This window comes from Hydrogenophaga sp. H7 (genome assembly GCF_002025745.1).
GTDB classification, from domain to species: domain Bacteria; phylum Pseudomonadota; class Gammaproteobacteria; order Burkholderiales; family Burkholderiaceae_C; genus Hydrogenophaga; species Hydrogenophaga pseudoflava.
In genome coordinates, this window is sequence record NZ_MCIC01000019.1 from 232,267 (window position 1) to 245,396 (window position 13,130).

A 13,130-nucleotide genomic window follows, 5' to 3' on the forward strand; every position below is an offset into this window, starting at 1 on the left:
ATTCTCGCACGTGGAAGGCGGAGACAGTCTTGCAAATCCTCGTCCGATCCGACGATGTGTAAGACGAGTGGTGATGGATAGAGTGATGAGGTCGTCTTCAGCACGCTTGCGTATGTCATCTTTTTCTCACGGCTTTGATCCCGCTGCACTCGCCAGCTATCTGCTCGGTGCCATTCCCGAACTCGCCGGCAATATGCGTTTGCAGCGCATCGGAGGAGGTCAGTCCAATCCCACGTTCTTTGTGAGCTTTGATCGGGGGCGTGAATTGGTGTTGCGCAAACAGCCGCCGGGCGAACTGCTGAAGTCGGCGCATGCCATTGATCGGGAGTACCGCGTCCAGTTGGCCCTGAGGACGGTCGGGTTCCCGGTGCCACCTGCGCTGCTGTTCTGCAGCGACCGATCCGTCATCGGGACACCCTTCTATGTGATGGAACGCCTTCACGGGCGAGTCCTCAGCGACTATGCATTGGATAACGTGGACGCCAAGGATCGACGTGCGTACCTGTTTGAACTTGCAGAGACGCTGGCGCGTCTCCACGCCGTGGACTGGGCTGCCATTGGATTGGCCGACTACGGCAGGCCGGGTAACTTCTTCGACCGGCAGATTACGCGCTGGACACGACAGTGGCACGCCACCAAGCTGCACGACACCGACGACATGAATCTGTTGATGGAGTGGTTGCCTTCACACATCCCCTCTGGCGACGAAACAACGATTGCCCATGGGGACTACCGGCTGGGCAATGTCATGTTCCATCCCACTCAGCCGAAGATCATTGCCGTGCTCGACTGGGAGCTGTCGACCCTGGGTCATCCACTGGCTGATGCCGCTTACAGCTGTCTGCCCTGGAACACGGACCGTGAGGTGTTTGAAGGACTGCGCGGGCTGGATCTCGCGCAAGGGGGCCTGCCTACCCAAAGTGAATACCTGGCCCACTACCAGCGCTGCAGTGGCCGGGAAGCGGTACAGCCGTTCCACATCGTGTTCTCATTGTTTCGCTTCGCGGCCATTCTCGAAGGTATATCGGCGCGTGTGAGGGGGGGCAATGCCGCAGGGGAGGATGCGGCGGAGGTAGGCGCACTGTCCAGCCGGTTTGCGCGTTACGCGGTGGATATTGTTCGAGCCGAAGGTTGACACCCTCGGCCAGTCGACGGAAATCGCTTCAGCCTCCGGCCATTCCTCCTGCGGTGGCGAGGGCCTGTTGGCATTCACGCACCATGCGTTGCAGCAACTCGGCACAGGTGGGGATGTCCTTGACCATGCCCACGACCTGACCTGCCCACACCAGTCCTGCATGGACGTCGCCGGATTGCAGGGTGGCGCGACCGCGCTGACCGGCCACCAGCGGCTGAATGTCCTTGAACTCGCAGCCACCTGGGCGCCGCTCGGTGGCTACCACTTCGTCGGAAACTGCGTTCTTGAGCACACGGCCCGAGTTGTGCAGCGTGCGGAAGATCAGATTGGTGTCGCGCTCACTGGCACCCACCAGGGCCTGTTTGATGGCGGGATGGATGGGTGCCTCGACCGTGGCGCAGAAGCGGGTGCCCATGTTGACGCCTTCGGCGCCCAATGTGAGCGCCGCAGCCAGCCCGCGACCATCGGCAATGCCGCCAGAAGCAATGACCGGGATGCTAAGGGCCTGCGCGGCCAGCGGGATGAGCACCAGTCCGCCTACATCGTCCTCACCGGGGTGGCCGGCGCATTCAAAGCCATCGATGCTGACGATGTCGACTCCGGCCCGTTCGGCTGACAGTGCATGCCGGACACTGGTGCACTTGTGGATCAGGCGGACGCCACTGCGTTTGAGTGGCTCGATGAAATCCTTCGGGCTGCTGCCGGCGGTCTCCAGAACCTTGATGCCCGAGTCGATCACCACCTGGACGTACTCGGCATACGGAGGTGGCTTGACCGTCGGCAGGATGGTGAGGTTGACGCCGAAGGGATTGGAGGTCATCGACCGGCACCGATCAATCTCGCGGGCCAGGTCATCGGGCGTGGGTTGCGTGAGGGCGGTCAGGATGCCCAGTCCACCAGCGTTGGAGACGGCACTGGCCATTTCGGCGGTGCCCACCCACTGCATGCCGCCCTGGATGATGGGATAGCGGATTCCCAGCATGTCGGTGACGCGTGTTTTCATGTCATTGACCTTTGAAGTCTGGTTTGCGTTTGGCAAGGAAGGCCGCAGTGCCTTCCTTGAAATCGTCGGTGCGGGAACAGGCCATGAAAGCCTCGGCTTCGGCGACCAGATGCTCCGGCAGACTGTGGTTTATTGAAGACCTCAGCAACTTTTTCACGGCGCCCAGGGCCAGTGGTGCTGATCGCGCGATCCGGGCCGCCCAACGCGCGCCCTCCGCGTCGAGGTCCGCCAAAGGCACCGTGGCGGAGACCAAACCGTCCTGCAGTGCCTGCGCGGCGTCGATCGACTCGCCCAGCAGAGCAAACCGCATGGCCCTGCGAAGTCCCATCACCCTGGGCAGGCCCCAGGTGCTGCTGCTGTCGGCACTAGCTCCCAGTGCGGGGAAGGCCAGGCTGAATTTGGTGTCGTCAGCGGCCAGCACCAGGTCGCACGCCATCAAGATGCCGATGGCCGCGCCGGCTGCTGCCCCATGCACCACGGCCATTACCGGGCACCTGAGCTGGTTGAGGGTCTGAATCGCGCTGTGCATGTGCTCGATCAACGACCGTCCGATGGCTTCAGGGTCGGCAGCCAGAGCCGCCACATCCCCGCCGGCCTGGAAGGCGCGCCCCTCGCCAGAGATCACGAGCACACGCACCAGAGGGTCTGCCGCAATTTCGTCACATGCCTGACGGAACAAGACCGTCATGTCCACATCAAGCGCATTCAGGGCCGTGGGACGGTTGAACCGGACGTGGGCCACATGCCCCTCGCGCCAATGCAGCACGGTCCCGGTTTCTGGCCGTGTGGGATAGATTGATGTCGGCATTTCAGTTCATGTAGTAGGGCGCCGTGGCGCCGAGGTTTTCCTTTGCCTTGCCCAGTTCGGCGCGGGCAATCGTACGCAGATGCACTTCATCCGGACCGTCGAAAAAGCGCATGGCGCGTCCCCAGGACCACAGGTAGGACAGCGGGGTGTCCGGTGTCACACCCATGGCTCCAAACACCTGCATCGCCCGGTCGACCACCCGCGTCTGCAACTGCGCCGCAACCAGCTTGATGGCGGACACATCCAGGTGTGCGGACTTGTTGCCGAAGGTGTCCATCTTCCAGGCCGCCTGCAGAACGAACAGCCGCGCTTGGTCGATTTCCACCCGGGAGTGTGCGATCCAGTCCTGGACGTTCGCGAAGTCGGACAGGTGCTTGCCAAAGGCCTTGCGCGTCAGCGCGCGTTCGCACATGAGTTCGGCCGCGAGTTCACATTGACCAATGGTCCGCATGCAGTGGTGCACACGTCCGGGGCCGAGACGGGCCTGGGCCAGGGCGAACCCGGCGTTTTCCTCGCCCAGCAGGTTTTCCACGGGCACACGCACATCGGTGAACAACATCTCACAATGTCCTTCCGGCGCGTGGTGGTGCATGATGGGGACGTTTCGCACGATGCGAAGACCCGGTGTGTCCATGGGAACCAGAACCATCGAATGGCGGCGGTGCTTGGGCGCTTCAGGGCTCTCGTCGGTCACACCCATCACGATCACCAGCTTGCAAAGAGGGTGCATGGCACCGGTGGTGAACCATTTGCGACCATTGATGACGTAGTCGTTGCCGTCCCTTCGGATGGTGGTGGCGATGTTGGTGGCGTCCGAGCTGGCGACGTCAGGTTCTGTCATCGCAAAGCACGAACGGATCGAGCCGTCCAACAGCGGATCCAGCCAGCGCAGCCGTTGCTCCTCTGAAGCGAAGAGATGCAGCAGTTCGGTGTTGCCGGTGTCGGGAGCATTGCAGTTGAACACCTCGGATGCCCATGGAACCCGGCCCATGATCTCCGCGAGCGGGGCGTACTGCATGTTGCTGAGGCGCGTGCCCGGTTCATCACTGCGCAGGCCCGGCAGAAAGAGATTCCACAGGCCTGCGTCTCTGGCCTGTTGTTTCAATGGTTCGATGACGGCACTGGGGTAGGTCCCGCTCGCAGCAAGTTGTTCGTAGTCACGCAACCGGGGAACGATCTTTTCGTCCAGGAATCGGCGCAAGGTCCGCTGCATGTCCTGGGTGTCGGCTGGCCATTGGAAGTCCATGTATGTGCCTCAGTGGGTGGATCGAAAGCGACCGCCAGCGGCGGCCAGCTGGTGCATTTGTGCGGTGGGCTGGTAGGCGGCACCGAGATGGCGCAGTCGCTCGCACCGTGCGACCACTTCGTCAAGCCCCAGCCAGTCGGCGTACTGCAGTGGTCCACCGGCGTAGGCGGGGAAGCCCAGACCCATCTGCATGGCGCGGTCCAGCTCGGCTGCCGACTGGGCCACGCCTTCTTCAAGAGCATGGGCCGCTTCGATGACCATGAGCAGCATCATCCGGTCGACGATCTGTTCTTCGGTGAAGTGCTTCGGGCCATCGGGCTGCAGCGTGGCCAACAAGGTGTGCGTGTCGTCGGCCGGCGTGCGTGACGGTTTGCCGTCGGCCCGGATTTCGTACCGGTAGAAGCCCAGGCCGGATTTCTGGCCTTTGCGGCCCATGGATGCGAGCAGTCGCAAGGCATCGCGTTCCAGTGGTGGCATGCGGTCGGGGTAGCCGGCGGAGATGACATCGTTGACATGGCTGCCGGTATCGATGCCCACCACGTCCTCCAGATAGGCCGGGCCCATGGGCCATCCGAATGCCTCCATGGCTTGGTCGATCTGCACGAAGTCGGCACCCTCGGCCACCAGGCCCAGGAAGCCTCGCATGTAGGCGGTTAGCAGCCGGTTGACGAGGAAGCCCGGGCAGTCCTTCACCACGATCGGGGTCTTGCCCATGGTCACCACCAGTCCAACTGCTGTGGCGACCGCCGTGTCCGAGGTGTGTGCGCCCCGAACGATTTCCACCAGCGGCATCATCGGGACCGGATTGAAGAAGTGCATGCCCACCAGACGTTGAGGATCGCTCAATCCCTGGGCGATGTCGTCAATTCGCAGGCTGGACGTGTTGGACGCAATGACCGCGTTCGAGGACAAAGCGGACTCCAGTTCGCCCAGCACCCTGCGTTTGATGTCCAGGTTCTCGACGATGGCCTCGACCACAATCTCTACCTGGTCGAGTCCGGCGTTGTCGGTCTGTGGCTGAATGCGCTCAAGCACCTTTGCGCCCTGCGACTCGTCGAGCCGACCCTGACGTTGCTGGCGCGCGACCTGTTTGCGCGCTTCGCCCATGCCCAGTTCCAGCGCCTGCAACTGGATGTCCTTTATGCGAACCGGCACGCCTTTGAGCGCCGCGGTGATCGCAATGCCGCCGCCCATGATGCCCGCGCCCAGAACGGCCGCCTGGCGGATGACGGGAGCGGTTTTGACCAGCGCCTTGACCTTCTTTTTCACCGCTTGGTCGTCCAGAAAGGCCTGCACCAGCGCACTGGCAGCCTGTGTGCGTGCGACCTCGCCAAAGACCTTGGCTTCCAGCGCGAGTGCTTCATTCCGGTTCAGGCGGGCCGCGTCGTACATCATTTTCACGGCGGTCGCCGCTGCGGGCTGATGAGCTGGGCTTGTCCGCTGCAGTCGGGTCAGCACCTCGTTGTAGCCGGTCTCCTGGGTGTCGAGACGGACCGCGACCGGTCCACGCTTGAGCGCCTGGCGTCCAGCCCAGTCGATGGTCCCCGCCATGGCCTGCTCCAGCCAGGACAGAGCCGTGGAGCGAAGTTGCTCCGGTGACGCCACCGCATCCACCACCCCGACCTTGAGGGCATCGTCAGCGCTGGCCGGGCGGCCCGACGCAACCCAATCGCACGCCAGTGCCAGGCCCGCCAGACGGGAAAGGCGAACGGTGCCACCAAAGCCTGGGAACAGGCCCAGCTTGACCTCGGGAACGCCGACGCAGGCCTGTGTCGACATCACCCTCAGGCTGCAGGCCAGCACAAACTCCAGTCCACCACCCAAGGCAAATCCGTTGATCGCGACCACGCTGGGAACGTTGACGTCCTCGAAGGCCACAAACGCCTCATTGCTGCGCGCGACGTCTGCCGCGATGTCCGCCGCGCTCTGGCTGAACTTGCGCCCGAACTCGGTGATGTCGGCGCCCACGATGAACACGTCTTTGGCGCTGCTGACGAGGACGCCCCGCAGGTCAGCCACTAGCTTGAGCTGCGCCACGGCCTCTTTGAGTTCCGCGACCGTGCGGTCATCGAACTTGTTGATGGCTTCGCCCGCACGGTCGAACACCAGTTCGTACACACCGTCGTGAGGCAGTGCCACGACACGAAGACTCTGTCCTTGAAACACACGCTGCTCCTGCGCCAGACACCCATCCAGCGATGTGGGTCAGTCTAGGAACAACAGGCGTGATCACCGATCGTCGAAAGCGACGAAAGGAACAGTGGGCCAGGTCACTTCGTCCGAAGCGACGAAGACGCTTATGCGCCTCCGCATGACACTGCCCCGATCAGCCCTATTGATTGATCGACAACATGCTCTTGACCTCAGAACAGGAAATGATCCGGGACGCCGTTCGCGCATTTGCGCAGGCGGAACTGTGGCCCCACGCACCCCGTTGGGACCGGGAGCACACCTTTCCCACGGCTGCGCATCAAGGGCTCGCTCAGCTGGGGGCCTACGGGGTTTGTGTGCCGGAGGATCTCGGGGGCGCCGGGTTGAACTACCTGAGCCTGGCGCTGATACTGGAAGAGATCGCGGCCGGTGATGGTGGCACCTCCACCGCCATCAGCGTCACCAACTGCCCGGTCAACGTCATCCTGTTGCGCTACGGAACACCAGAGCAGCAGCGGCGCTGGCTCACGCCGCTGGCCCGTGGTGAGATGCTGGGGGCGTTCTGCCTGACGGAGCCGCAGGCAGGTAGCGATGCATCGTCGTTGACCACCATGGCGCGTCGAGATGGCGATGGCTGGGTGATCAATGGCGTCAAACAGTTCATCACCTCGGGCCAGAACGGGCAACTGGCCATCGTCATTGCAGTGACCGACAAGGGGGCGGGCAAGAAAGGTCTCTCGGCATTCCTCGTGCCCACGAACAGCCCGGGTTACCGCGTTGCCCGACTGGAGGAAAAGGTGGGTCAGCACTCCAGTGACACGGCCCAGATCCTGTTTGAAGACTGCCGCGTCTTGCCGGAGCAACTCATTGGCGTTGAAGGGGATGGGTATCGCATTGCTTTGTCGGCCCTGGAGGGCGGGCGGATTGGCATCGCCGCGCAAAGTGTGGGCATGGCCCGCAGTGCGCTGGAGGTGGCTGTGGCTTATGCCAAGGAGCGCCAGAGTTTCGGGACACCCATCATGGGCCACCAGGCGGTGGCGTTCCGACTGGCCGATGCGGCAACCCAGCTGGAGGCCGCGCGGCAGCTGGTCTGGCACGCCGCCAGTCTGCGGGATGCGGGTTTTCCCTGCCTTAAGGCTGCGGCAATGGCAAAGCTGTTTGCCAGCGAAACCGCCGAGTCGATTTGCAGCGCGGCCATGCAGACGCTCGGTGGGTATGGATATGTCGCCGACTTTCCGGTTGAGCGCATCTGGCGGGACGTTCGGGTATGTCAGATCTACGAAGGAACGTCCGACATTCAGCGTTTGCTGATCTCCCGGGAGCTCTGAACAACGGGTTTGGGCATCGCGGGAGACCAATATCGTCCCTTTAGACGATCGTTTGGCAAGGGGTGTCTTTTTACGATGCCACAAGCATCCAGAAATCTGACGTGCAGCTTGAGACGGCTGTGATGGGCTACAACAAGGTGAATCACACATGCGAGCAATGAGGCTGGGGCAACCCGCAGGACTCGACCAACTACGGTTGACGAGCACTGAGCCAAGGCGCCCAGGGCCTGGTGAGGTTCTGGTCCGGGTGATTGCGGCGTCTCTGAATTTTCATGATCTGGCCGTGGTCAATGGACGCATACCGGCCAGTGAGGGGCGGGTGCCTCTGTCCGATGCGGCGGGTGAAGTTGTCGAGGTCGGATCCGCAATCGAGCCGGCCGGAGACAGTGAATACAAGCCTGGCGACCGGGTGATGAGCGTCTTTTTCCCGCGCTGGGTTGAGGGCTCGGTGTCCAAGGAAAAGACTCTGGGCGTGCCTGGCGATGACGCAGACGGTTTCGCCAGTGAATACGTGACCGTTTCGGCAAACGCTTTGAGCCGTCAGCCAAAAGGGTTGACGCATGCCGAGGCTGCCACCCTGCCTTGTGCAGCCTTGACGGCATGGAAAGCGCTGATGGTGGATGGGCCTTTGCTGCCGGGCCAGACCGTAGTGGTTCAAGGTACCGGTGGGGTTTCCGTCTTCGCGTTGCAGCTGGCCAAGGCCGCGGGTGCAATCGTCATTGCGACATCGTCTTCTGACGACAAGCTCGAACGCATGCGGGCGCTGGGCGCCGATCATCTCATCAACTACCGGCAGCAACCACAGTGGGCGCGCAGCGTGCTGGAGTACACACAGGGCGTGGGTGTGGACCACGTGATTGAGGTTGGTGGGGCGGCCACCCTGGGCCAGTCGTTGCGAGCCGCTCGTGTGGGCGGGCACGTGGCCATGATCGGCGTCCTGACAGGTCATGAAGGGCCGGTTCCCACGGCGCTGCTGATGGCCAAGAACATCCGGCTGCAGGGCGTGACGGTCGGCAGCCGTGCGCATCAGATGGACATGGTCAGGGCCATGGAGTCGTTCGGGCTGAAGCCCGTCATCGATGCCCACTTCCCTCTGGAGGACCTCGCCGAGGCTTTCCGGCACCAGGAAGCGGGAAAACACTTCGGCAAGATCGTTGTGGACGTTTCTGCAGATGCATCGCGAGATACCCAATGAGAGCACTTCAGGTTCACGGATTTGACGGTACGCACCAATGGCGCCTTGAAGAGGTCCCGGATCCCGTGGAGGGACCTCAGGATGTGGTGGTGCAGGTGGAGGCCACCGCCATCTCTTATGTGGACCTGCTGCTGGCCCGGGGGGGCTATCAGGTCAAGCCCGCCTTGCCCCTGGTGCCAGGTACGGAGTTCAGTGGAACCGTGATCGCTTGCGGAGCAGCGGTTCGGGAAGGCATTCGTGTCGGCAAGCGCGTCACGGGCACCAGCTTTGGCGGGGCCTGGGCCCAGCGTCTTCGGGTGGATGCCGGAGCCGTTGAACCACTGGCTGATTCGGATGCACCAGGACCAGCCTCTGCGCTGGCCGTGACATATGCCACCGCGCGTTACGCGCTCGTACTCAGAGGGAGCCTCAGGGCGGGAGAAACGGTACTTGTTCTGGGGGCCACCGGTGGTGTGGGCCTGGCGGCCATGCAGGTGGCGCGCGCGCTCGGCGCCCGAGTGGTGGCCGGGGCTAGCGGCCCGATCAAGACGGCCGCCGCGCTCGAACGAGGCGCCGAGTTGGCGGTGGACACCGCCCAGGCTGACTGGCGTGATGAACTCAAGCGGCTGGTTCCGGACGGTGTGGATGTGGTGTTTGATCCGGTGGGCGGTGCGCTGTTGGAGCCAGCCTTTCGCAGTGTGCGGTGGAACGGCAGGTACTTGGTGGTTGGCTTTGCGGACGGGGCGATCCCGTCCTTGCGCGCCAATCTTCCCCTGCTCAAGGGCGCGGCACTGATAGGCGTGGATGTGCGGCAGTTCCGCGAACGCGAGCCAGAAGCGGCGCGTGTCAACCTGACCGAAACCGTGCGACTCTTTTCAGCGGGGCTGGTGAAGTCGTGGGTGGCCAAAACCTTTCCCGCCGCAGAGTGGCCAGCCGCCATGGAGGCCGCTGCGGACAGAGCAACCATAGGTCGAATCGTGATCGATTGGACCGACTTGCGTTAGATGCCACGGAGGCTTCGACCTTCATATCCGCCAACCCGCCGGGTCACCGGCAACAGGAGACAAGTATGCGAATTCAGTCCACTTCTCGTCGCGCACTCGTGGTGTCAGCTGCGCTGGCACTTTCGCTGGGCAGTGTTTACGCCCAGAAGAAATACGACCCGGGCGCGTCCGATACCGAAATCAAGATCGGCAACATCTTGCCGTACTCTGGACCAGCCTCGGCCTATGGAACGATAGGCAAGGCGGCTGCCGCCTATATCGCACAGGTGAACGCTCAAGGGGGTGTAAATGGCCGCAAGATCAATTTCATCTCGGTCGACGATGCGTATTCCCCGCCCAAGACGGTGGAAATGACGCGCAAGCTCGTGGAGCAGGAAGAAGTGCTGGCGATCTTTCTGCCGCTGGGCACCACGGGTAACCTGGCGATCCAGAAGTACATGAATGCAAAGAAGGTGCCTCAACTGTTCGTGGGCTCCGGCGCCTCCCGTTTCGGCGATGTCAAAGAGAATCCGTGGACCATCGGTTGGCAACCCACCAACCGTGCCGAGGCCATGGCCTATGCCCAGTACATCCTCAAGAACAGCCCCAACGCCAAGATCGCTGTGCTGATGCAGAACGATGACTTCGGCAAGGACTATCAGAAGGGTCTACTTGAAGGCCTGGGCGATAAGGCCAAGACGATGGTGGTGTCCCAGCAGACCTACGAAACCACAGACCCGACCGTGGACAGCCAGATCGTGGCAATGAAGGGCTCTGGTGCTGACACTTTGGTGATCCTGACCACGCCCAAGTTCGCCGCCATGGCCGTCAAGAAGACCGACGAGATCGGTTGGAAGCCGACCCGCTTCCTGGTTAGCTCCGCCAACTCGGTGGGATCGGTTCTCAAACCAGCCGGCCTCGAAGCAGCCAAGGGCATCATCAGCGCTACCTACCTGCGTGACCCGACGGACCCGGCTACCCAGGCAACCAAGGAGTACCAGGACTACGCTGCGTGCATGAAGCAGTACTACCCTGGCGGTGATGTCTCGGATGCTCTCAACGTGTTGGGCTACACCGCTGCGCAGACGCTTGTACACACCCTCAAGCAGGCGGGTGACAACCTCACACGGGAAAACGTGATGAAGCAGGCACTGAGCCTGAACACCACCTTGCCGATGCTGCAGCCCGGAATCACGGTGCAAACGGATGCGTCCAACGCCTATCCCATTGAGAAGATGCAGCTGATCCAGTTCAACGGCACCCGGTACGAGAAGTTCGGTGGCATGTTCGGCGGCAAGTAAGCCTTCCCCGTGGACTACCAGATCGAAAGACTGAGGCAGGGCGCTGTTTTCACCATCACTCGGTCAGCGCATCTCAATGCGTTGAATCGGGAGGTATGGCGAGGTCTGGAGTCTTGTCTGGACGAGCTGGAAGGCAGTGGTGGGCGGTTCCTCCTCATCACCGGTGAGGGCGATCGCGCTTTCAGTTCCGGCAGTGATCTCAAGGACGGAGTGCTGGAGCATTGGGACCAGCAGGCCGCCAAAAGCGACAAGATCCGCAACCTGCTGCTACGCCTGTCGCAGTCGACCATCTACAGCATCGCGGTGGTCAACGGCATGGCGTACGGCGGGGGGCTGGAGCTGGCTTTGGCCTGTTCCCAGCGAATGTCGGCGAGCACTTCGCGATTTTCTATGCCAGAGATTCGCTTGGGTTTGATCCCTTCCTATGGGGGCACACAGTTTCTGCCTGCTGTTGTTGGGCGAGCTCGCGCTTCTGAACTTATGCTGACAGGTCGGGTGTTGAATGCCGAAGAAGCTCTGGAGTGGGGGATAGTGAGCTACGTCCACAACACGCGCACAGCGTTGATGGACCACGCGAGATCCATAGCGAATTCTGTAGCCAGCTTCAGTGATCGAGCCAGCGCGGCTGTCATGAGATGTCTGACAGTATCCGGTGGGGTACCGACTCAGGAAGGCATGAACATTGAGAGTAGCGAGCTGGCTAATCTGATCAGCGACTCGAGAGCAAAAGAAGGCATTCGAGCCTTTCTGGCGCGAGAAAAACCCTCATCATGAAGTCGGCTCTGGCGAAGCGATGCAATTGATGAAGCGCCACTGGACGTAGGTTGTTCCCATCCCCCAATTTCAAAGTATGCGTCCGGTTATCCCATCTTGACATGGGCCGCTCACAGATAGCTTAGCAAGAGATCAAGCCGCGGGTTTACAGCAACCAGCTTCACCACCGATCTGGATTGGTGGGCAGGGAACGGATCCGTACGAGCAGAACACACAGCAGTCACCGGCCTTCGGGCGCAAGACGGCGTGGCACCCTTCGCACTCATAGAACCATTGGCAGGCATCGGTGGGCATCTCTTCGGTCTTCATATGACCGCACTCGGGGCAGGTGAAGACAGAGGTCAGGATGACATCGCTCATGGGTTTACAGACACAACAGTGGACGGGAATCCGGCGTTCTTGGTCGCACTGGTCAGGGCCTCAACCTTCACCTTGGCACTGTCAAACACCACTGTGGTTTCCCGCTTGGGCAGGTTGGACTTGACGTCGATGACCCCATCGATCCGGGTCAACGCCAATTTGACGGTGATTGGGCAGGTCGGGCAGTTCATCCCTGGCACCGAGAGGACCGCACTCTGCTGGGCCGCCCAGCTCGGCCCGATGAGTAGCATTGCCGCCGCAGGGATGATCCATCGTTTCATTGCAGAACCCTTCATTCAGTAGAACCAGTGGGCGATCCAGGGGAACGCCAATGAAATTCCCAGTAGTAGGACTACCAGCAGGAACAGCACCTTGTAGGACCGGTTGACCATGGGGCGCTCACAGACCTGGCCCACATCGCACGCTACCGCAGGGCGCCATATCCGGCGTCCTGCAACCACCAAGGCAATCGCCGCCGCCCCCATGAACCACGGTTGATAAGGCTCCAGCAGCGTCAGAGAGCCGATCCAGGCCCCGGAGATGCCCAGCATGATCAGCACCAGGGGGCCCAGGCAGCAGGCGGAGGCGAGCAGCGCCGAAATACCACCAGCAATCAGGGCCTTGCCGCCGCCAGTGGTCTGGCCCGGGTGGTCGGTAGATGTTGTAGACATGCGATAAGCTTACTTCCGTACCAAAGTACAGAGTCAAGCGCCATGACCCATACCCCTTCACAGTCCGACGGCAGCATGACGATCGGAGATCTCGCGAAAGCGGCCGGTGTGAACGTCGAGACCATCAGGTTCTATCAGCGCAAAGGGCTGATGCCAGAGCCGGACCGTCCTGTGGGCAGCATCCGGCGCTATGGCC

14 protein-coding genes are annotated in these 13,130 nt (G+C 61.9%); 7 read left to right on the forward strand and 7 right to left on the reverse strand.

Annotated elements, in window-relative coordinates; translation table 11 throughout:
* Nucleotides 1-112: 112 nt before the first annotated feature.
* Nucleotides 113-1,135 carry a phosphotransferase family protein gene (locus BC358_RS20680; RefSeq protein WP_079367274.1) on the forward strand — a complete coding sequence of 341 codons (1,023 nt, stop codon included), beginning with the start codon at nt 113-115 and terminating at the stop codon, nt 1,133-1,135.
* A gap of 28 nt (nt 1,136-1,163) precedes the next feature.
* Here BC358_RS20680 and BC358_RS20685 read toward each other — a convergent pair whose 3' ends face one another.
* From BC358_RS20685 to fadB, 4 genes are read right to left on the reverse strand one after another with little or no spacing between them, the layout of a single operon-like run.
* Nucleotides 1,164-2,138 carry a nitronate monooxygenase family protein gene (locus tag BC358_RS20685; protein WP_079367275.1) on the reverse strand — a complete coding sequence of 325 codons (975 nt, stop codon included), beginning with the start codon at nt 2,136-2,138 and terminating at the stop codon, nt 1,164-1,166.
* Between the two features lies 1 nt (nt 2,139).
* The gene (locus BC358_RS20690) at nt 2,140-2,946 is read right to left on the reverse strand and encodes an enoyl-CoA hydratase/isomerase family protein (RefSeq protein ID WP_079367276.1); all 807 of its coding nucleotides are present in this window, start codon (nt 2,944-2,946) and stop codon (nt 2,140-2,142) included.
* A 1-nt stretch (nt 2,947) separates the two neighbouring features.
* Nucleotides 2,948-4,192 (reverse strand): acyl-CoA dehydrogenase family protein, encoded by a 1,245-nt coding sequence (locus BC358_RS20695; RefSeq protein ID WP_079367277.1) that lies wholly within the window; start codon nt 4,190-4,192, stop codon nt 2,948-2,950.
* 9 nt (nt 4,193-4,201) lie between these two features.
* On the reverse strand, nt 4,202-6,358 hold the full coding sequence (fadB, locus tag BC358_RS20700) for a fatty acid oxidation complex subunit alpha FadB (protein ID WP_079367278.1): 2,157 nt from the start codon (nt 6,356-6,358) through the stop codon (nt 4,202-4,204).
* A gap of 185 nt (nt 6,359-6,543) precedes the next feature.
* On the opposite strand from fadB, the gene BC358_RS20705 reads away from it, so the two are divergent.
* From BC358_RS20705 to BC358_RS20725, 5 genes are all read left to right on the forward strand, one after another.
* Complete coding sequence (locus BC358_RS20705; RefSeq protein ID WP_079367301.1) at nt 6,544-7,671, forward strand: acyl-CoA dehydrogenase family protein; 1,128 nt, start codon at nt 6,544-6,546, stop codon at nt 7,669-7,671.
* Nucleotides 7,672-7,819: 148 nt separating this feature from the next.
* Nucleotides 7,820-8,866: an NAD(P)-dependent alcohol dehydrogenase gene (locus BC358_RS20710; protein ID WP_079367279.1), complete on the forward strand. Its 1,047-nt coding sequence runs from the start codon at nt 7,820-7,822 to the stop codon at nt 8,864-8,866.
* Nucleotides 8,863-9,849, forward strand: a complete 987-nt coding sequence (locus BC358_RS20715; protein ID WP_079367280.1) for an NADPH:quinone oxidoreductase family protein — start codon at nt 8,863-8,865, stop codon at nt 9,847-9,849. The genes BC358_RS20710 and BC358_RS20715 overlap by 4 nt, the downstream gene beginning before the upstream one ends.
* A gap of 65 nt (nt 9,850-9,914) precedes the next feature.
* Nucleotides 9,915-11,129, forward strand: a complete 1,215-nt coding sequence (locus BC358_RS20720) for an ABC transporter substrate-binding protein (RefSeq protein ID WP_079367281.1) — start codon at nt 9,915-9,917, stop codon at nt 11,127-11,129.
* A 9-nt stretch (nt 11,130-11,138) separates the two neighbouring features.
* Nucleotides 11,139-11,903, forward strand: coding sequence for an enoyl-CoA hydratase/isomerase family protein (locus BC358_RS20725; RefSeq protein ID WP_079367282.1), 765 nt, complete (start codon nt 11,139-11,141; stop codon nt 11,901-11,903).
* Between the two features lie 132 nt (nt 11,904-12,035).
* Here the strand turns inward: BC358_RS20725 and BC358_RS22400 are convergent, their stop codons facing one another.
* The 3 genes from BC358_RS22400 to merT are packed head-to-tail and all read right to left on the reverse strand — an operon-like array spanning nt 12,036 to nt 12,934.
* Nucleotides 12,036-12,263, reverse strand: a complete 228-nt coding sequence (locus BC358_RS22400; RefSeq protein WP_079364968.1) for a GDCCVxC domain-containing (seleno)protein — start codon at nt 12,261-12,263, stop codon at nt 12,036-12,038.
* Complete coding sequence (gene merP, locus BC358_RS20735) at nt 12,260-12,544, reverse strand: mercury resistance system periplasmic binding protein MerP (protein WP_079364967.1); 285 nt, start codon at nt 12,542-12,544, stop codon at nt 12,260-12,262. The genes BC358_RS22400 and merP overlap by 4 nt, the downstream gene beginning before the upstream one ends.
* Nucleotides 12,545-12,559: 15 nt before the next feature.
* Nucleotides 12,560-12,934: a mercuric ion transporter MerT gene (gene merT, locus BC358_RS20740; protein WP_070401208.1), complete on the reverse strand. Its 375-nt coding sequence runs from the start codon at nt 12,932-12,934 to the stop codon at nt 12,560-12,562.
* Nucleotides 12,935-12,976: 42 nt separating this feature from the next.
* Between merT and BC358_RS20745 the strand changes: the two genes are divergently transcribed.
* The coding region (locus BC358_RS20745; RefSeq protein ID WP_143434194.1) for a MerR family DNA-binding transcriptional regulator at nt 12,977-13,130 on the forward strand (154 nt) is incomplete at its 3' end.

What these genes read in the sequence shown, in the direction of transcription:
- BC358_RS22400 (WP_079364968.1), bottom strand. Translation starts at nt 12,263, where the DNA reads ATGAGCGATGTCATCCTGACCTCTGTCTTCACCTGCCCCGAGTGCGGT.
- BC358_RS20680 (WP_079367274.1), top strand. Translation starts at nt 113, where the DNA reads ATGTCATCTTTTTCTCACGGCTTTGATCCCGCTGCACTCGCCAGCTAT.
- merP (WP_079364967.1), bottom strand. Translation starts at nt 12,544, where the DNA reads ATGAAACGATGGATCATCCCTGCGGCGGCAATGCTACTCATCGGGCCG.
- BC358_RS20705 (WP_079367301.1), top strand. Translation starts at nt 6,544, where the DNA reads ATGCTCTTGACCTCAGAACAGGAAATGATCCGGGACGCCGTTCGCGCA.
- merT (WP_070401208.1), bottom strand. Translation starts at nt 12,934, where the DNA reads ATGTCTACAACATCTACCGACCACCCGGGCCAGACCACTGGCGGCGGC.
- BC358_RS20685 (WP_079367275.1), bottom strand. Translation starts at nt 2,138, where the DNA reads ATGAAAACACGCGTCACCGACATGCTGGGAATCCGCTATCCCATCATC.
- BC358_RS20715 (WP_079367280.1), top strand. Translation starts at nt 8,863, where the DNA reads ATGAGAGCACTTCAGGTTCACGGATTTGACGGTACGCACCAATGGCGC.
- BC358_RS20695 (WP_079367277.1), bottom strand. Translation starts at nt 4,192, where the DNA reads ATGGACTTCCAATGGCCAGCCGACACCCAGGACATGCAGCGGACCTTG.
- BC358_RS20720 (WP_079367281.1), top strand. Translation starts at nt 9,915, where the DNA reads ATGCGAATTCAGTCCACTTCTCGTCGCGCACTCGTGGTGTCAGCTGCG.
- BC358_RS20690 (WP_079367276.1), bottom strand. Translation starts at nt 2,946, where the DNA reads ATGCCGACATCAATCTATCCCACACGGCCAGAAACCGGGACCGTGCTG.
- BC358_RS20710 (WP_079367279.1), top strand. Translation starts at nt 7,820, where the DNA reads ATGCGAGCAATGAGGCTGGGGCAACCCGCAGGACTCGACCAACTACGG.